At 67.7% G+C, this 19049-nt stretch carries 14 protein-coding genes and 1 pseudogene; 11 read left to right on the top strand and 4 right to left on the bottom strand.

The window, feature by feature from the left end:
* Positions 1-3 precede the first annotated feature (3 nt).
* The 4 genes and pseudogenes from K6V06_RS05725 to K6V06_RS05710 form a co-directional block, all read right to left on the bottom strand.
* Positions 4-900: a MoxR family ATPase gene (locus K6V06_RS05725; protein WP_222240890.1), complete on the bottom strand. Its 897-nt coding sequence runs from the start codon at positions 898-900 to the stop codon at positions 4-6.
* Between the two features lie 21 nt (positions 901-921).
* Positions 922-1728, bottom strand: coding sequence for a xanthine dehydrogenase family protein subunit M (locus tag K6V06_RS05720; RefSeq protein WP_222240888.1), 807 nt, complete (start codon positions 1726-1728; stop codon positions 922-924).
* A gap of 106 nt (positions 1729-1834) precedes the next feature.
* Positions 1835-4204 (bottom strand): annotated as a pseudogene (locus K6V06_RS05715) (xanthine dehydrogenase family protein molybdopterin-binding subunit); the annotation flags it as partial.
* 20 nt (positions 4205-4224) lie between these two features.
* Entirely contained in the window at positions 4225-4725 is a 501-nt protein-coding gene (locus tag K6V06_RS05710; protein WP_222240884.1) for a (2Fe-2S)-binding protein, read from the bottom strand.
* Between K6V06_RS05710 and K6V06_RS05705 the strand changes: the two genes are divergently transcribed.
* The 11 genes from K6V06_RS05705 to K6V06_RS05655 all read left to right on the top strand — a co-directional run bounded on the left by K6V06_RS05705 (position 4724) and on the right by K6V06_RS05655 (position 18734).
* Positions 4724-4936 carry a hypothetical protein gene (locus K6V06_RS05705; protein WP_222240882.1) on the top strand — a complete coding sequence of 71 codons (213 nt, stop codon included), beginning with the start codon at positions 4724-4726 and terminating at the stop codon, positions 4934-4936. The two genes, K6V06_RS05710 and K6V06_RS05705, sit on opposite strands and share 2 nt — an antisense overlap.
* 147 nt (positions 4937-5083) lie before the next feature.
* Positions 5084-5662 (top strand): YqaA family protein, encoded by a 579-nt coding sequence (locus tag K6V06_RS05700; protein ID WP_222240880.1) that lies wholly within the window; start codon positions 5084-5086, stop codon positions 5660-5662.
* Between the two features lie 147 nt (positions 5663-5809).
* On the top strand, positions 5810-9784 hold the full coding sequence (locus tag K6V06_RS05695; RefSeq protein WP_222240878.1) for an FAD/FMN-binding oxidoreductase: 3975 nt from the start codon (positions 5810-5812) through the stop codon (positions 9782-9784).
* Between the two features lie 5 nt (positions 9785-9789).
* On the top strand, positions 9790-10248 hold the full coding sequence (locus K6V06_RS05690; protein ID WP_222240876.1) for an HIT family protein: 459 nt from the start codon (positions 9790-9792) through the stop codon (positions 10246-10248).
* Positions 10249-10290: 42 nt separating this feature from the next.
* Positions 10291-12171: an ABC transporter ATP-binding protein/permease gene (locus tag K6V06_RS05685; RefSeq protein WP_222240874.1), complete on the top strand. Its 1881-nt coding sequence runs from the start codon at positions 10291-10293 to the stop codon at positions 12169-12171.
* 37 nt (positions 12172-12208) lie between these two features.
* A complete protein-coding gene (locus tag K6V06_RS05680; protein WP_222240872.1) occupies positions 12209-12622 on the top strand; it encodes a gamma-butyrobetaine hydroxylase-like domain-containing protein in 414 nt (137 codons plus the stop codon).
* 26 nt (positions 12623-12648) lie between these two features.
* Positions 12649-13380 (top strand): bifunctional demethylmenaquinone methyltransferase/2-methoxy-6-polyprenyl-1,4-benzoquinol methylase UbiE, encoded by a 732-nt coding sequence (gene ubiE / locus K6V06_RS05675; protein ID WP_222240870.1) that lies wholly within the window; start codon positions 12649-12651, stop codon positions 13378-13380.
* A 56-nt stretch (positions 13381-13436) separates the two neighbouring features.
* Positions 13437-14462 (top strand): Tim44 domain-containing protein, encoded by a 1026-nt coding sequence (locus tag K6V06_RS05670; protein ID WP_222240868.1) that lies wholly within the window; start codon positions 13437-13439, stop codon positions 14460-14462.
* A 192-nt stretch (positions 14463-14654) separates the two neighbouring features.
* On the top strand, positions 14655-15356 hold the full coding sequence (locus K6V06_RS05665) for an SCP2 domain-containing protein (protein WP_222240866.1): 702 nt from the start codon (positions 14655-14657) through the stop codon (positions 15354-15356).
* A gap of 46 nt (positions 15357-15402) precedes the next feature.
* Complete coding sequence (gene ubiB, locus K6V06_RS05660; RefSeq protein ID WP_222240864.1) at positions 15403-16974, top strand: ubiquinone biosynthesis regulatory protein kinase UbiB; 1572 nt, start codon at positions 15403-15405, stop codon at positions 16972-16974.
* A gap of 326 nt (positions 16975-17300) precedes the next feature.
* Positions 17301-18734, top strand: coding sequence for a sodium:solute symporter family protein (locus K6V06_RS05655; protein WP_222240862.1), 1434 nt, complete (start codon positions 17301-17303; stop codon positions 18732-18734).
* The last annotated feature ends 315 nt before the right edge of the window (positions 18735-19049 follow it).

Genomic DNA, 19049 nt, shown 5'->3' with positions numbered 1-19049 from the left:
CGCCTAGCCCGCGGTGCCGGTGCGCGCCAGCAGCTCCGCCACCGTCGGCCCGTCGACGCGCGCCAGGTCGTCCTGGTATTTGAGCAGTACGCCCAGCGTGGCGCGCACCGAGTCCGGATCCAGCTCCGTGGTGCCCAGCGCCGCCAGCGCACGGCACCAGTCGATCGCCTCGGCGATGCCCGGCGCCTTGAACAGGTCGATGCCACGCAGGCGGTGCACGAAGTCGACCGCCTGCGCCTGCAACTGCGCGGCCGCTTCCGGCGCCCGCGCGGCGACGATGGCCAGCTCCCGCTCGCGCTCGGGATAGCCGATCCAGCGGTACAGGCAGCGGCGCTTGAGCGCGTCGTGCACCTCGCGCGTGCGATTCGAGGTGACGATCACCAGCGGCGGCCGCTCGGCGCGAATGCGGCCCACCTCGGGAATCGACACCTGGAATTCGGACAGCACCTCCAGCAGGAAGGCCTCGAACGGCTCGTCGGCGCGGTCGATCTCGTCGATCAGCAGCACCCGCGGCACGCCGGGCGCCTGCGGGTCGGGCAGCAGCGCCTCCAGCAGCGGCCGCTTGAGCAGGAATGCGTCGCGGTAGAGCGAGTCGGCGTCCGGCGTCTCGCCGCGCGCCTCCGCCAGCCGCAGCGCCATGATCTGGCGCGGGTAGTCCCACTCGTACAGCGCGCTGGCCGCGTCCAGGCCCTCGTAGCACTGCAGGCGCAGCAGGGCGGTGCCCAGCGCCGCGGCCATCGCCTGCGCCAGCGCGGTCTTGCCGACGCCCGGCTCGCCTTCGAGAAACAGCGGGCGCTGCATCCGCAGCGCGAGGAACAGCACCGTGGCGGTTTCCCGGTCGGCGAAGTAGCGCTCGCGCTCGAGCAGCGCCTGCGTGGCGTCGATCGATGTCGGCAGCATCGGCGGCATCGTGCTCCGGCGTCAGGCGCGGTGCGCGAGGGCCTGCTCGACCGCGCGCGCCGCCAGCACCGGAATCAGGTGCGCCCGGTATTCGGGCGAGGCGTGCAGGTCCCCGTTCAGGCCGTCGGCCGGGATCGTCACGCCGCGCGCCGCGTCGGCGGTGAAACTGGCCGAGAGCGCCTGCTCCAGCGGCTCGCAGCGGAACACGTGGTCGGCCGCGCCGGTCACCGCCACGCGCACGGCGCCGCCGGTGCGGGCCACCATCACCCCGACCAGCGCGAAGTGGGAGGCCGGATTGCGGAACTTGACGTAGGCGGCGTGCTCCGGCACCGGGAAGCGCACCGCGACGATCAGTTCATCCGGCGCCAGCGCGGTCTCGTACATGCCGGTGAAGAAGTCGTCCGCCGCTATCGTGCGCCGGTCGGTCTGCACGGTGGCGTTCAGTGCGAGCAGGGCGGCCGGATAGCAGGCCGCGGGATCGTTGTTGGCAATCGACCCGCCCAGCGTGCCGAGTGCCCGCACCTGCCGGTCGCCGATGCGGCCGGCCAGCGACGCCAGCGCGGGCAGGCGGCGGCGGATATCGGGATGCTCGGCAACATCGGCATGGCGGGCGCCGGCGCCGACCACCAGCGACTCCCCCTCGAAGCGGATGTCGCGGATGCCGGGCAGCCGGTTGATGTCCACCAGCGCGGACGGCGCGGCGAGGCGCAGCTTCATCGCCGCGATCAGGCTCTGGCCGCCGGCGACCACCTTGGCGTCGGGATCGGCCTGCAGCATCGCGACGGTGGCCTGCAGGTCGGCGGGGCGTTGGAACTCGAAGGCGTACATGGCGTGCTCCGCGTCAGATGGCGAGGGGATTCATGCGGTCGGCGACCACGTCGGTATCGGCCGACGCCGGCCCGGCCGCGCCGTCACCCTGGCCGTTGCCTTCGCGCCGGGCCTGGCGCATGGCCTGCCAGACCCGATGCGGGGTGGCCGGCATCTGGAAGTCGCGCACGCCCAGCGGCGCCAGCGCGTCCACCAGCGCATTGATGAAGGCGGGCGGCGAGCCGATCGCGCCCGCCTCGCCGCAGCCCTTGACGCCCAGCGGGTTGTGCGTGCACGGCGTGCCGTTGGCCGTCTCGACGGTGAAGTCGGGCAGGTCGGCCGCGCGCGGCATTGCATAGTCCATGTAGGAGCCGGTCAGCAGCTGGCCGCTGTCCGGGTCGTAGACGCATTGCTCCAGCATCGCCTGCCCCAGGCCCTGGCCGATGCCGCCATGCACCTGTCCCTCGACGATCATCGGGTTGATGATGTTGCCGAAGTCATCCACCGCCGTGAACTTGATCACCTTTGTCTCGCCGGTATCCGGGTCCACCTCGACCTCGCAGACATAGGCCCCGGACGGGTAGGTGAAGTTGGTCGGATCGTAGAACGCGTTCTCGTTCAGGCCCGGTTCCAGCCGCTCCAGTGGGTAGTTGTGCGGCACGTAGGCCGACAGCGCGATCTCGCCGAAGGTCTTGCTGCGGTCGGTGCCGGCCACGCGGAACACGCCATCGCGGAACTCGATGTCGTCGGCCGAGGCTTCCAGCATGTGGGCCGCGATCTGCCTGGCCTTGGCCTCGATCTTGTCCAGCGCCTTGACGATGGCCGAGCCGCCCACCGCCAGCGAGCGCGAGCCGTAGGTGCCCATGCCGAAGGGCACGCGGCCGGTGTCGCCGTGCACCACTTCCACCGATTCGAGCGGAATGCCGAGCCGGTCGGCGACGACCTGGGCGAAGGTGGTCTCGTGTCCCTGGCCGTGGCTGTGCGAGCCGGTGAACACGGTCACGGTGCCGGTCGGATGCACGCGGATCTCGCCGACCTCGAACAGGCCGGCACGCGCGCCGAGCGCGCCGGCGATATTCGACGGTGCCAGCCCGCAGGCCTCGATATAGCAGGAGTAGCCCAGGCCGCGCAGCTTGCCGCGGCGCTTCGCTTCCTCCCGCCGTGCCGGGAAACCGGCGACGTCGGCCAGCTCCTGGGCCCGCGCCAGGCACGGCTCGTAGTCGCCGGTGTCGTAGGTCAGCCCCACCGGCGTGGCATAGGGAAACTCGCGGATGAAATTGCGCCGGCGCAGCTCGGCGGGGTCCATGCCAAGCTCGCGCGCCGCCGTCTCGACCAGCCGCTCGACCACATAGGTCGCTTCGGGCCGGCCCGCGCCGCGGTACGCATCGACCGGCGCGGTGTTGGTGAAGACCGCCGTCACCTCGGCGTGGATGGCCGGCGTCGCGTACTGGCCCGCCAGCAGCGTGGCGTAGAGGATGGTCGGCACGCTCGAGGCGAAGGTGGACAGGTACGCGCCCATATTGGCGGTGGTGCGCACGCGCATCGCCAGGAAGCGTCCGTCCGCATCCATTGCCAGCTCGGCCCGGGTGACGTGGTCGCGCCCGTGCGCATCGGTCAGGAAGGATTCGGACCGCTCGGCGGTCCACTTGATCGGACGCTTGACCTTCTTCGATGCCCAGGTCAGCGCCACATCCTCGGGGTAGAGGAAGATCTTGGAGCCGAAGCCGCCGCCCACGTCCGGGGCGATCACGCGCAGCCGGGACTCGGGCAGCCCCAGCACGAAGGCGCCCATCAGCAGCCGCTCGACATGCGGGTTCTGGCTGGCCACGTACAGCGTATAGCTGTCGTCCTGCCGGTTGTAGCTGGCATTGACCGCGCGCGGCTCGATGGCGTTGGGTATCAGCCGGTTGTTGACGATGTCCAGCGTGGTCACGTGCGCGGCGCGCTCGAACGCGGCGTCGGTGGCGGCGCGGTCGCCGTGGCTCCAGACGTAGCAGGTGTTGCCCGGCACGTCGTCATGGACCAGCGTGCTCGCCGATACCGCATCCTCGGCCCGCACCACCGCGGGCAGCGGCTCGTAGTCGACTTCGACCAGCTCCGCGGCGTCGCGGGCCTGCTGCAGCGTCTCGGCCACGACCAGCGCGACCTGGTCGCCGACATGGCGCGCCTTGCCCTGCGCCAGCACCGGGTGCACCGGCTCCTTCATCGGCGAGCCGTCGACACTGTGGATCAGCCAGCCGCAGGGCAGGCCGCCGACCTTCTCGGCCGCCATGTCCTCGCCGGTGAAGATGGCGAGTACGCCGGGCGCATCCAGCGCGGCGGTCTTGTCGATTGCGCGGATGCGGGCGTGGGCGTGGGGCGAGCGGACGAAATAGCCGTAGCTTTGCCGGTCCTGCAGGATGTCGTCGGTGTACTGGCCGGCGCCGGTCAGGAAACGGTAGTCTTCCTTGCGCTTGACCGAGGCGCCGATCAGGCGCGGGGTGTCGGGTGCGTTCATGGCGATCTCCCTGTCCGGTCTTATTCGGCGGCAATGGCGTGGGCCGCGGCGGCGCCCACCATCGCGGTCTGGCCCTGCTGCACGGCGCGCACGATGTTGTGATACCCGGTGCAGCGGCACAGGTTGCCGTCCAGATGCGAACGGATGTCGTCGGCGCTGGCGCCCGGCATCTCCTGCACCAGCGCGATGGCGCTCATCACCATGCCGGGCGTGCAGAAGCCGCATTGCAGGCCATGGCAATCGCGGAACGCCTGCTGCATCGGATGCAACTCGCCCTCGGGCGCCAGCCCTTCGATGGTGGTGACGGCGCAGCCGTCGGCCTGCGCGGCCAGGATGTTGCAGGACTTGATGGCGCGGCCGTCCAGATGCACGGTGCAGGCGCCGCATTGCGCCGTATCGCAGCCGACATGCGTTCCCGTCAGCCGCAACTGATCGCGCAGGAACTGGACGAGGAGGGTGTTGGGTTCGACTTGGGCGTCGACGGCCTTGCCGTTGACCGTCAGCCGGATCGGAATCGCCATGCTTGTCTCCTTGTGGGTGACGCGCGTGGCCCGGTCCGGCATTGCGAAGAACGGCGCGATGCTGCACGGGACAGGCGACGGCGCGTTGCTGCCGCTTCAGGCGCGGCTTTTCGTGATGCGGTTTTTGTTGGCTACGGATGCAGCAATGCCCGATGGCGGCGACCGCTGCTGGCGACCTCTGCTGTCGACAGCCGGTCGTGCCGGCTGGTGAACGTTTGGCCGGATCGGGCTCTAACAGTAAATCACAAATACCCGGCATGTGCCATGCGGAAAGCCCCGCCAGATGGCCGGGGGGCCTTGCTAGAATGGCCGGCCCCCGCGCACCACTGCGCTTGCCTCAACCAACCCAAGCCGATTCATGGATGGTCTGATCGACTGGCTGTTCGAGACTGCCGCGCTGCCCAAGTACGGGCTGCCGGCCATTTTCCTGATTAGCCTGCTGTCGGCGACGCTGCTGCCGATCGGCTCGGAACCGGCCGTGTTCGGCTATATCAAGCTCAATCCGGATTCCTTCTGGCTGGCCATCGTGGTCGCGACCGCGGGCAATACGGTGGGCGGCATGATCGACTGGTGGCTGGGCTATGCCGCCAAGCTGGCGCTGGTGCGCTACCACATCCGCCGCCAGCACCGCGAGCACGAGCGCGAGCACGCCGAACACCGGCCGCACCCGCGCAAGCCGCGCAAGCCCGCGCTGGACGCGAAGTATTTCCGCTGGATGCGCCGGATCGGCCCGCCCACGCTGCTGCTGTCCTGGCTGCCTGTACTAGGTGATCCCCTGTGCACGCTGGCGGGCTGGCTGCGGCTGCGCTTCTGGCCCAGCGTCTTCTATATGGCCATCGGCAAGCTGCTGCGTTATGCGGCGATGACGACCGCCCTGCTGTGGATTCCGGACTCTTTCTGGCAGAACCTCGGAGACGGGATGCGCACCTGGTTCTGATCGAGGGGCAGAGCGGGAGCGGGACGAGACCCGCCCGGGGCCGGTTTTGCTGCACTGCGGAAAAGTCAGCCCTTGCAGTACAATCGCGCTTTGACGAAGAACGGCGCTACCGATTTCCAGCGTAGCGCCGCAATACGCGGTCCCGCCATGAACGCCCCACTCGTGCTCGAAGCCAAGCTCGCCACGCAGGATGCTCCGCCGCGCCTGCGCGAGATTCCCTATAACTACACTTCCTTCTCGGACCGCGAAATCGTGATCCGGCTGCTGGGCGAGGAAGCGTGGCGAATCCTCGACGAGCTGCGCGGCGAGCGCCGCACCGGCCGCTCGGCCCGGATGCTGTACGAGGTGCTGGGCGATATCTGGGTGGTGCGCCGCAACCCGTACCTGCAGGACGACCTGCTGGAAAATCCCAAGCGCCGCGGCATGCTGATCTCGGCGCTGCAGCACCGGCTGGCCGAGGTCGAGAAGCGCCGCGCCGCCGACCGTGCCGAGCACGCCGAGCCGGCCGCCGAGGACCGCTCCCACCGTGTCGAGCAGCTGGTGGGCTATGCCCGCCAGGCGATCGCCGACTTCCAGCGGGAGTTCGCCGACGCCTACGACCTGCGCAAGCGTGCGCAGCGCGTGCTGGGCCGCGTCACCCAGAAGGACAACATCAAGTTCGACGGGCTGTCGCGCGTGTCGCATGTGACCGACGCCACCGACTGGCGGGTCGAATATCCGTTCGTGGTGCTGACCCCCGACAGCGAAGAAGAGATCGCCGGGCTGGTCAAGGGCTGCTTCGAACTGGGCCTGACCATCATTCCGCGCGGGGGTGGCACCGGCTATACCGGCGGCGCCGTACCGCTGACGCCGCTGTCGGCCGTCATCAATACCGAGAAGCTGGAGCAGCTGGGCCCGGTCGAAGAGACCGAGCTGCCCGGAGTGTCCGGCAAGGTCGCCACCATCTGGTCGGGCGCCGGGGTGGTGACGCGCCGCGTGGCGGACGCCGCCGACAAGGCGGGCCTGGTGTTCGCGGTCGATCCGACCTCGATCGACGCGTCCTGCATCGGCGGCAACGTGGCGATGAACGCCGGCGGCAAGAAGGCCGTGCTGTGGGGCACCGCACTGGACAACCTGGCCTGGTGGCGCATGGTGGATCCGGAGGGCAACTGGCTCGAAGTCACCCGGATGGACCACAACCTGGGCAAGATCCACGACGTGCCGGTCGCCACCTTCGAACTGAAATGGTTCGACGGCAATCAGGCACCGGGCGCGAAGCTGCTGCGCACCGAGACGCTGGCCATCGAAGGCCGCAAGTTCCGCAAGGAAGGGCTGGGCAAGGACGTCACCGACAAGTTCCTGGCCGGCCTGCCCGGCGTGCAGAAGGAAGGTTGCGACGGCATCATCACCAGCGCGCGCTGGATCCTGCATCGGATGCCGAGCCATATCCGCACCGTGTGCCTGGAGTTCTTCGGGCAGGCGCGTGACGCGATTCCCAGCATCGTCGAGATCAAGGACTTCCTCGAAGGCGAGTCGAAGACCCCCGGTGGCGCCATCCTGGCCGGCCTGGAGCATCTGGACGAGCGCTATCTGCGCGCGGTGGGCTACGCCACCAAGAGCAAGCGCAACGCCTTCCCAAAGATGGTGCTGATTGGCGACATCGTCGGCGACGACGAGAATGCCGTCGCGCGCGCCACCTCGGAAGTGATCCGCATGGCGAACGGCAAGAGCGGCGAGGGGTTTGTCGCGGTCAGTCCCGAGGCCCGCAAGAAGTTCTGGCTCGATCGGTCGCGCACCGCCGCGATTGCCCGCCACACCAACGCCTTCAAGATCAACGAGGACGTGGTGATCCCGCTGCCGCGGATGGGCGAGTACACCGACGGCATCGAGCGGATCAATATCGAGCTGTCGATCAAGAACAAGCTGAAGCTGGTGGACGAGCTGGAAGGCTTCTTCGCCCGGGGCAACCTGCCGCTGGGCCGCAGCGACGACGCCAACGAAATCCCCAGCGCCGAGCTGCTGGAAGACCGCGTGCAGCAGGCGCTGACGCTGCTGCGCGATGTGCGCGGCCGCTGGATGTTCCTGCGCGACCATCTGGACATGCCGCTGGCGCAGGCCCGTGTCGACCTGGTCGGTCATGGCCTGGGCCTGCTCGGCCCGGCCTTCGAGGCCCGCCTTGTCCAGCAGCCGGACGCCACCGTGTTCCACCTGCTGCAGGACCGCACCATCCGCGTGTCGTGGAAGGCGGAGCTGCGCGCCGAGCTGCGCAAGATCTTCAATGGCGGCGAGTTCAAGCCCATCCTCGACGAGGCACAGAAGATCCACAAGCAGGTGCTGCGCGGGCGCGTCTTCGTCGCGCTGCACATGCATGCCGGCGACGGCAACGTGCACACCAACATTCCGGTGAACTCGGACGACTACGAGATGCTGCAGGACGCCCACAAGGCGGTGGCCCGCATCATGGCACTGGCGCGCTCGCTCGATGGCGTCATCTCCGGCGAGCACGGCATCGGCATCACCAAGCTCGAATTCCTCACCGAGGAAGAGATCGGCGACTTCCGCCGCTACAAGCAGAAGGTCGATCCGCAGGGCCGCTTCAACAAGGGCAAGCTGCTCGAAGGCGCCGACCTGCGCAACGCCTACACCCCGTCGTTCGGCCTGATGGGCCACGAGTCGCTCATCATGCAGCAGAGCGACATCGGCGCCATTGCCGACAGCGTCAAGGATTGCCTGCGCTGCGGCAAGTGCAAGCCGGTGTGCGCGACGCACGTGCCGCGCGCCAACCTGCTGTACAGCCCGCGCAACAAGATCCTGGCCACCTCGCTGCTGATCGAGGCGTTCCTGTACGAGGAACAGACCCGCCGCGGCGTGTCGATCAAGCACTGGGACGAGTTCTCCGACGTGGCCGACCACTGCACGGTCTGCCACAAGTGCGTGACGCCGTGCCCGGTCAAGATCGACTTCGGCGACGTGTCGATGAACATGCGCAACCTGCTGCGCAAGATGGGGCAGAAGAAGTTCAACCCCGGCACCGCGGCATCGATGTTCTTCCTGAACGCCACCAACCCGCAGACCATCAACCTGACCCGCAAGGTCATGATGGACTGGGGCTACAAGGCGCAGCGCGCCGGCAACGAGGTGCTCAAGACGCTGGCGCGCAAGCAGACCGCGCATCCGCCCGCCACGCACGGCAAGCCACCGGTGCAGGAGCAGGTGATCCACTTCGTCAACAAGAAGATGCCGGGCAACCTGCCCAAGAAGACGGCACGCGCGCTGCTGGACATCGAAGACAACGAGATCGTGCCGATCATCCGCAATCCGAAGACCACCTCGGTGGAAAGCGAAGCGGTGTTCTACTTCCCGGGCTGCGGCTCGGAGCGGCTGTTCTCGCAGGTCGGCCTGGCAACGCAGGCCATGCTGTGGAACGTCGGCGTGCAGACCGTGCTGCCGCCGGGCTACCTGTGCTGCGGCTATCCGCAGCGCGGCGCGGGGCAGTTCGACAAGGCCGAGAAGATCGTCACCGACAACCGCGTGCTGTTCCACCGGGTCGCCAACACGCTGAACTACCTCGACATCAAGACGGTGGTGGTCAGCTGCGGCACCTGCTACGACCAGCTCGCCGGCTATGAATTCGACAAGATCTTCCCCGGCTGCCGGATCATCGACATCCACGAATTCCTGCTGGAGAAGGGCGTCAAGCTCGAGGGCGTCAGCGGGGCGCGGTACATGTATCACGATCCCTGCCACACGCCGATCAAGACCATGGACCCGACCAGGCTCGTCAACGAGCTGATGGGCGGCAATGGCGAGGCCGGCAGGATCGAGAAGAACGACCGCTGCTGCGGGGAGTCGGGCACGCTGGCGGTGACCCGCCCGGACGTCTCCACGCAGATCCGCTTCCGCAAGGAAGAAGAGATGCGCAAGGGCGCCGGCAAGCTGCGTGACGACGGCTTCGACGGCCCGGTCAAGGTGCTGACCAGCTGCCCGTCGTGCCTGCAGGGCCTGTCGCGCTACAACGAGGACGCCTCGGTGCAGGCCGACTACATCGTGGTCGAGATGGCCCGCCACCTGCTCGGCGAGAACTGGATGCCCGACTACGTCGCGGCGGCCAACGCCGGCGGCATCGAGCGGGTGCTGGTGTGATCGGGATGGCAGTGACAGCGGCGCCTGCCGCCGTGGCCGGCTGCCCCCTGTGCGACAGCGAGGGCGGCGAGCTGGTCTGGCGCGGCGAGCGGGCGCGCATCATCCTGGTCGAGCATGAGCGCTTCCCCGGCTTTTGCCGCATCGTCTGGAACGCGCACGTCGCCGAACTGTCCGATCTCGTCGAGACGGACCGGGACTGGCTGATGCGTCTGGTCACGCAGGTCGAGCGCACCGTGCGCGAGGTGATGACGCCGGACAAGGTCAACCTGGCGGCGTTCGGCAATATGGTGCCGCACCTGCACTGGCATATCATTCCACGCTATCGCTGGGATACGCATTTTCCGGAAGCGATCTGGGCGCCCGCACAGCGCGACGCCGATGCCGCGCGCATCGCCGCGCTCGCGCAACGGCTGCCGGCATTGCGCCGCGCGCTTGCCGCATTGCCTGACGGTCTGTCCGCCTGAACGGAGCGGGGCCCGCCGCCCCGCGCATTCCCCCGCAGATTCATGTCGACGCCTGACTCCGCCACCGTGCCAGGGCCGGCCGTACCGGCCCGCGAACTGAAGATCCAGAGCCGGCTGCGCGTGCGCGCAACCTGGGAGCTGATCAAGCCCTACTGGAAGTCGGAGGACCGCAAGGCGGGACTGGGCCTGCTGGCGCTGCTGGTGGCGCTGAACCTGGGCATCGTCTACATCAACGTACTGATCAACGACTGGAACCGGGCGTTCTACAACGCGCTCGAGCAGCGCGACTTCCCCGCGTTCCAGACCCTGCTGCTGCGCTTTTCGATCCTGGCGGCCTTCTTCATCGTCGCGGCGATCTTCCGCCAGTACTACACGATGATGCTGCAGATGCGCTGGCGGACCTGGATGACCGGCCAGTTCCTCGACCGCTGGCTGGGCTGGCAGGCGTACTACCGCATCGAGCAGACCCACGCCACCGACAACCCGGACCAGCGGCTGGCCGACGACCTGCGGCTGTTCACCGACGGTGCGCTGTCGCTGTCGCTCGGCCTGCTCAACGCCGTGGTCACGCTGATTTCCTTCGTCGGCATCCTGTGGGCGGTGTCGGGGCCCATCAGCTTTGCGCTCGGTGGCAACGCCATCACCATCCCCGGCTATATGGTGTGGTTCGCCTGCGGCTACGCGGTGGTCGGTTCGCTGATCACGCACTGGATCGGCAGGCCGCTGATCGGGCTGAACTTCCAGCAGGAACAGTACGAGGCGAACTTCCGCTTCTCGCTGGTGCGGCTGCGCGAGAACAGCGAGCCGGTGGCGTTGTACCGCGGCGAGCCGACCGAGAAGTCCGGGCTGGCCGCGCGCTTCGAGCAGATCCGCGCGAACTGGGGCCAGCTGATGTTCTACACGCGGCGGCTGATCTTCGTGAACTCGGCCTATGGGCAGTTCGCCATCATCTTTCCGATCCTGGTCGCCGCGCCGCGTTACTTCGCCGGCAAGATGACGCTGGGCGGGCTGATGCAGATGTCCTCGGCATTCGGCCAGGTGCAGGGCGCACTGTCGTGGTTCGTCGACAACTACGCCACGCTGGTTGGCTGGAAGGCCGCATCCAACCGTCTGATCGACTTCCAGGAGGCGATTCGCGAGGCCCAGCGGCAGGAGCGGTCGCACGACGGGCGGCGCGATATCGAGGTGCACCGCGCGCCCGGCGCCGGCATCGAGATCGACGCACTGGCGCTGGCGTTGCCGGTGGTCGGCCAGCCCGGCCGGCCGGTCGGGCAGCGTCCGCTGGTGGCGCCGTTCTCGCTGTCGATCGGCGCCGGCGAGCGCTGGCTGGTCAGCGGCCCGTCGGGGTGCGGCAAGAGCGTGCTGTTCCGCGCCCTGGCCGGCATCTGGCCTTACGGCAGCGGTTCCATCGCGATCCCGCAGGAGGCGCGCACGCTGTTCCTGCCCCAGCGCAGCTATCTGCCGGTCGGCACGCTGGCCGATGCGCTGTGCTACCCGGACACCGGCACCACCTACGACAAGGAGATCTTGCGTTCGGTGCTGCATCGGACCCAGCTGGGCGCACTGGCCAACCAGCTCGATGTCTTCGACAACTGGTCGCTGCGGCTCTCGCCCGGCGAGCAGCAGCGGCTGGCTTTTGCGCGGGCGCTGCTGCAGCGCCCGGACTTCCTGTTCCTCGACGAAGCCACCAGCGCGCTGGACGAGGACACCGAGTCGGCGATGTATGCGCTGATGGTCGAGGCGCTGCCCGGTGCCGCCATCGTCAGCATCGCCCACCGCAGCACGGTAGCGCGCTTCCACCAGCGGCGCCTGCGCTATGTGCCCGAGGGCGACCCCCGGACCGGGCAGGAGCGCCGCGCCGCACACGAAGATGGGCAAGGTCTGCCCCGTGCGGTAAGCTATCGGGTCGTACAAGATTCGTGACAGCCGTTCCGTGAGGGGCGGCGTCCCTGCGGCAACCATGGCTGGCCTGGAAAAAGACACCCCCCATCCCACCGCGCTGACGGTCCACACCCAGTCGCGCGTGCTGGAAATCGGCTTCGACAATGGCAGCAGCTTCCGGCTGCCGTTCGAATACCTGCGCGTGTATTCGCCCTCTGCCGAGGTGCAGGGCCACGGCCCCGGCCAGGAGGTTCTCCAGTACGGCAAGCGCGACGTCGGCGTGACGGCCGTCGAGCCGGTCGGCAACTACGCCATCCTGATCCGTTTCTCGGACGGCCACGAGTCCGGCATCTATTCCTGGGACTGGCTGTACAAGCTCGGCGTGGAGCAGGAAAGCCTGTGGCAGGAATACCTGCAACGGCTGGAGGCCGCCGGCGTCGACCGCGACACGCCGATGCCGCCTGCCAGCGGGCACGCCTGCGGCAATCACTGAAACCCGAGCGCAACCTGGAGCAGGATATGAGCGAGACCCATTTCGGGTTCGAGAAGGTCGACGAGGCCGAGAAGGCCGGCAAGGTCGCCGGCGTGTTTCACTCGGTGGCGAGCAAGTACGACCTGATGAACGACCTGATGTCGGGCGGCATGCATCGGCTCTGGAAGATGTTCACCATCGCCCAGGCCAACGTGCGCCCGGGGCACAAGGTGCTGGACATCGCCGGCGGCACCGGCGACCTCGCCCGCGCCTTCGCCCGCAAGGCCGGTCCGACCGGCGAGGTATGGCTGACCGACATCAACGAGTCGATGCTGCGCGTGGGCCGCGACCGGCTGCTCAACGACGGCATCCTGACGCCGTCCTGCCTGTGCGACGCCGAGCGCATTCCCTTTCCGGACAACTACTTCGACCTGGTCACGGTCGCGTTCGGCCTGCGCAACATGACGCACAAGGATGCCGCCCTGCGGGAGATGCGCCGGGTCGTCAAGCCGGGCGGCAAGGTGATGGTGCTGGAGTTCTCGCGGGTGTGGAAGCCGCTCGAGAAAGCGTACGACGTGTATTCCTTCAAGGTCCTGCCGTGGCTGGGCCAGCGGGTGGCCGGAGACGCCGAAAGCTACCGATATCTGGCCGAATCCATCCGTATGCACCCGGATCAACAAACTTTGGTGCAAATGATGGAACAAGCGGGCCTGGAAAACGTCGAATACTACAATCTTGCGGCTGGCGTGGTAGCACTTCATACCGGTCGGAAGTACTGAGACAACGCCATCAAAGGTGCCGTCAGGTGCATCGGGCGCAATAAGGGGATACAGATATGTCTTTGGTTCGAGGGAAAATCCTTGCGGGGTCGATGGCCGGTTTGCTGGCCTTCGGAATGGTCTTCGACGCCGATGCCAAGCGCATGGGCGGTTCGCGCAGCGTGGGCAAGCAGTCCTCCAGCGTGACGCAGCAGCGCCAGCAGGCGCCGCAGGCACCGGCGCAGCAGCCGGGCCAGGCTGGCCAGCAGCAGGCGGCACCGGCCACGGCTGGCGCAGCAGGCGCGGCCACCGCCGCGCAGCCGCGCCGCAACTGGGGTGGCATGCTGGGCGGACTGGCCGCCGGCCTGGGTCTTGGCTGGCTGCTGTCGAGCATGGGTCTGGGCGGCGCCGCGGTGAACTTCCTGTCCAACCTGATCCTGATCGCCCTGATCGCCTTCGTCGCGATCTGGCTGATTCGCAAGTTCCGTGGCGGCAGCAAGCGTCCGCAACCGGCCTATGCCGGCGCGGCCGCTGGTGCTGGTGCCGGTTCGGCAGGCGGCGCCGCGGGCCGCAGCGGTTTCGGCGGCTTCGACCGTGCCAATGAGCCGATGCTGCGCGATTCGGCCCAGCAACGCGGCCCCGTGATCGGCGAGCGCCTGGCGCAGCCGGCCGCGGGTAGCGTTGCCGCGGCTGGCGCGGCCACGGCGGCAGCGGCCCAGCCGTGGGGCGTGCCGGCGGACTTCGACACCGAAGCCTTCCTGCGCAATGCCAAGGTCTACTTCGTGCGCCTGCAGGCCGCGTGGGACGCAGGCAATCTCGACGACATCCGCGAGTTCACCACCCCGGAAATGTTCGCCGAGATCAAGATGGACCTGACCGAGCGCGGGCAGCAGACCAACAAGACCGACGTGGTCACGCTGGACGCGGCACTGCTGGGCATCGAGACCATCGACAACCAGCACATCGCCAGCGTGCGCTTCTCCGGCATGATTCGCGAGAATGAGGGCGATGCCGCGCAGCCGTTCGGCGAGGTGTGGAATCTCGCCAAGCCGGCTGCCGGTGCCGGCGGCTGGGTGCTGGCCGGGATCCAGCAGGAATCCTGACGCCTGGCTGGACGGCGGCGTGATGCGCCAGCCGCTGGCTTAGAATGGAGGCCCATGCGCATGCGCGTGGGCCTTTTTTGTTGGGCGCGCGGTTCCGTTGGGGTCGCTTCCGCTTCCCGCGGGATGGCATTGCGGTTGCCGCCGGCTTCGCCGCGCCCGCCTTTCAGTGCGCGCTTGCAAGCGCCATACGCCATGAACCTGCTACCTTCCGCGCTGCTGACCCCTTTGATCACCGCGCTGAATCACTTGCTCGAACAGGAGCCGTGGGCCCGCCAGCAACTGGCCGGCTATGCCGGCCGTGTCATCGGCTTCGATGCAGCGGCATTCGCGCTGTCGCTGCGGGTCGAGCCCGACGGCCGCGTGGCGGTTGCCCGCGAGGGCGACCCGGAAGCATCGGTGATCCTGCGCGTGCCGCTTCAGCAATGGCCACTGGTGGCGGCGGACATCGCCTCGGGCGGACAGGCGGCCGCCATGCGACACGTCCGGCTGGAAGGCGACGCCGAGCTGGCCAATACCGTTTCCGGGCTGGCCCGGCATTTGCGATGGGATGCCGCCGAGGATCTGTCGCGCGCGTTACGCGCGGTGATGGGCAACACCATGGGCGATGGGGTCGCACAGCGGGTGGTCGATGGGGTGCAGCAGTTGCATGCCGGCGCCATCCGTGCCGGCATGCATCTGCTGGACAACGTCACCGAGTACCTGCTGGACGAACAGCCGACGCTGGTGCGGCACGTGGCGCTGGCGGAGTTCAGCACCGAGGTTGCCGTGCTGCGCGACGATCTTGCCCGCCTGGAGAAGCGGCTGGAACGGCTGGAGCGGCTGCGCCAGGGCGGACAACAGGCGCAGCTCACGCCCCTCACGCCGCATGGCGGCCTGCCTTCGGCCCATCGTTGACGCGGGGCATGTCCCATCGTCTGGAACCAACCAACCGAATTCCTGAATGACTCGATTTCTGCGGCTTTGCAAGATCGTCTTTGTCATCTTTTACTACGGCCTGGACGAGCTGGTGCTGTCCGGCTTCCGCAACCGCCGCATCCGGCTGCTGACGCGAGTCATCACGGTGGGACGCCGTCTGGACGTGCCGCGCGGCGTGCGCCTGCGTCTGGCGCTGACACGGCTGGGGCCGATTTTCGTCAAGTTCGGCCAGGTGCTGTCCACGCGGCGGGACCTGCTGCCGGCCGACATCGCCGATGAGCTTGCGCTGCTGCAGGACCAGGTGCCGCCGTTCGATTCCGTGGTTGCCGTGTCCATCATCGAGCGGTCGCTGGGCCGCCGGCTGGACCAGCTGTTCGAGGACTTCGATCACCAGCCGATCGCCAGCGCCTCGATCGCCCAGGTGCACTTCGCCACGCTGAAGGCCGGCCCGCACCGCGGCCGCGAGGTCGCGGTCAAGGTGCTGCGGCCCGGCATGCTGCCGGTGATCGACAGCGACCTGGCGCTGATGCGGGATGTCGCCCGCTGGATCGAGCGGGTATCGGCCGACGGCAAGCGGCTCAAGCCGCGCGAGGTGGTGGCCGAGTTCGACAAGTACCTGCACGACGAACTGGATCTGATGATCGAGGCGGCCAATGCAAGCCAGCTGCGCCGCAATTTCGCCGATACCGAACTGCTGCTGGTGCCCGAAGTGTTCTGGGACTTCTGCAGCAGCGAGGTCTTCGTGATGGAGCGGATGGACGGCATCCCGATCTCGCGGACCGAATCGCTGAAGGCGGCCGGGGTCGATCTGCACCGGCTGGCGGTCGAAGGGGTCGAGATCTTTTTCACCCAGGTGTTCCGCGACGGCTTCTTCCACGCCGACATGCACCCGGGCAACATCCTGGTCTCGGTCCAGCCCGAGACCTTCGGCCGCTATATCGCCCTGGACTTCGGCATCGTCGGGGCGCTGTCCGAATTCGACAAGAACTACCTGGCGCAGAACTTCATCGCCTTCTTCCGCCGCGACTACCACCGCGTGGCGCTGCTGCACGTGGAATCGGGCTGGGTGCCGCCGCAGACTCGCGTCGAGGAGCTGGAGAGTGCAGTGCGCGCCTGCTGCGAACCCTACTTCGACAAGCCGCTGAAGGAGATTTCGCTGGGCATGGTGCTGATGCGCCTGTTCCAGACCTCTCGCCGCTTCAATGTGGAGATTCAGCCACAGCTGGTACTGCTGCAGAAGACCCTGCTCAATATCGAGGGCCTGGGCCGCCAGCTCGACCCGGACCTGGACCTGTGGCGTACCGCCAAGCCTTACCTGGAGCGCTGGATGCACGAGCAGGTCGGCTGGCGCGGCGCCTGGGAGCGCATCCAGGTCGAGGCGCCGCAATGGGCCAAGATGATCCCCGACTTCCCGCGCCTCGCGCACCAGTTCCTGGAGCGCCGTGCGCTGGTTTCCAACGCCGAGCAGGACCGGCTGCTGGCCGCGCTGGTGGTCGAGCAGCGGCGCACCAACCGGTTGCTGTCCGTGACCGTGATCGTCGGCGCCGCCTTGCTTGCCACCGTGGTATTGACGCAACTGGGCGACTGGATCGGCTAGGCGAGGTCCCGGCCATCCTGGCGGGGCAGGGGGCGCGGAAGTACCGCTTTCCTGGCGCTCCGACGGCGCCCTACCACAAACAAGGCGACGGCATTTTTTGTTTTCGTCGCTTTGTGTCCCTCCATGCATCGCTATAATCCGCGTTTTGATTCGGCTACGACCGCAGGCCAGCGCCCGTCCCGGGGCAGCTGTCCGCCATCCACGCGGCCCCGACCGATGAATTGGACTGCGGGCGCCGTGGTTCGCCGCTGCCATCCGGCCCGCGGCGACGCTGCCGCCCGCCATTCGGTTTCTTGGCCCACGGGCATTGAGGGATAGGCAGCAGCATGCTGATCTGGTTTGTCGTTATCTACTGGATTATTTCCGTCGGCATCGGCCTGTGGGCCGCGCTGCGGGTGCGCAACACCGCGGACTTCGCCGTCGCCGGCCGCAGCCTGCCGTTCTACGTGGTCACCGCCACGGTGTTCGCCACCTGGTTCGGCTCCGAAACGGTGCTGGGCATTCCGGCCGTCTTCCTCAACGAGGGCCTCTCCGGGGTGGTATCGGACCCCTTCGGCTCGTCGCTGTGCCTGATCCTCGTCGGTCTGTTCTTCGCCCGGCCGCTGTACCGGATGAACCTGCTGACCATCGGCGACTACTACCACAACCGCTATGGCCGGCTGGCCGAGGTGCTGACCACGCTGTGCATCGTGGTGTCGTACCTGGGCTGGGTGGCGGCGCAGATCAAGGCGCTGGGACTGGTGTTCTATACGGTGTCGGACGGGGCGCTGTCGCAGGAGGCCGGCATGATGATCGGCGCCGCCAGCGTGCTGGTCTACACGCTGTTCGGCGGCATGTGGTCGGTGGCGATCACCGATTTCATCCAGATGATCATCATCGTGATCGGCATGCTGTATATCGGCTATGAGGTCAGCGGCCAGGCCGGCGGCGTCTCGGCGGTGGTGTCGCATGCGGCCGCGGCGGGCAAGTTCGAGTTCCTGCCTGAACTGGACCTGATCGCCATCATCGGTTTTGCCGCCGCGCTGTTCACCATGATGCTGGGCTCGATTCCGCAGCAGGACGTGTTCCAGCGGGTCACCTCGTCGCGCACCGAGAACATCGCCGCGCGCGCCTCGGTGCTGGGCGGCGTGCTGTACTTCTGCTTCGCCTTCATCCCGATGTTCCTGGCCTACTCGGCGACGTTGATCGATCCGGCCATGGTGCAGCGCTATATCGATGTCGATTCGCAACTGATCCTGCCGCGGCTGATCCTCGACCACGCGCCGCTGTTCGCGCAGGTCATGTTCTTCGGTGCGCTGCTTTCCGCCATCAAGAGCTGCGCCTCGGCCACGCTGCTGGCGCCGTCGGTGACCTTCGCCGAGAACATCCTGCGACCGTATTTCCGCCATCTGGACGACAGGCGCTTCCTGCGCGTGATGCAGGCGGTGGTGCTGGTGTTCACCACGCTGGTGACGCTGTTCGCGCTGAACTCGCACCTGTCGATCTTCCATATGGTGGAGAACGCCTACAAGGTCACGCTGGTGTCGTCCTTCGTGCCGCTCGCCTTCGGTCTGTTCTGGAAGCGGGCGACACGGCAGGGCGGACTGGCGGCCATCCTGCTCGGGCTGTCCTCGTGGCTGACCGCCGAGGTGGCCTTCGCCGACGCGGCCGTGCCGCCGCAGATGGTGGGGCTGCTGTTCTCGCTGGGCGGCATGCTGGGCGGTTCGCTGCTGCCGCAGTGGATCAACGACCGGGCGCCGGTGAAGCAGCTGCATATCTAGGGGCCGGTTGCGCCCGCTGGCCCTCTCCCCCGGCCCCTCTCCCGCAAGCGGGCGAGGGGAGCAAACCGGCAGCACTGGATATGCGGCGGGTTTTCTCCTTCTCCCCCGGGCCCCTCTCCCGCAAGCGGGCGAGGGGAGCAAACCGGCAGTGGTTCGGTGGCTGGCGGTTTTCCCCCTCTCCCCTTCAAGGGGAGAGCAACCGTCTTGCCGGTCAAGCGGAAAGAGCAGGATTCCAGGGGCAACGGTGCTTGGCCATGGCGTTGAGCATGCCAAGGACTTTTCGCATGGCTGCCACCAACGCCACCTTTTTGAGCT

The sequence above is a fragment of the Cupriavidus sp. AU9028 genome (assembly GCF_019795295.1).
Taxonomy (GTDB): Bacteria; Pseudomonadota; Gammaproteobacteria; order Burkholderiales; family Burkholderiaceae; genus Cupriavidus.
Note: the sequence above shows the minus strand (reverse complement) of the source record. Positions and strands in the feature narration are given on the sequence as shown.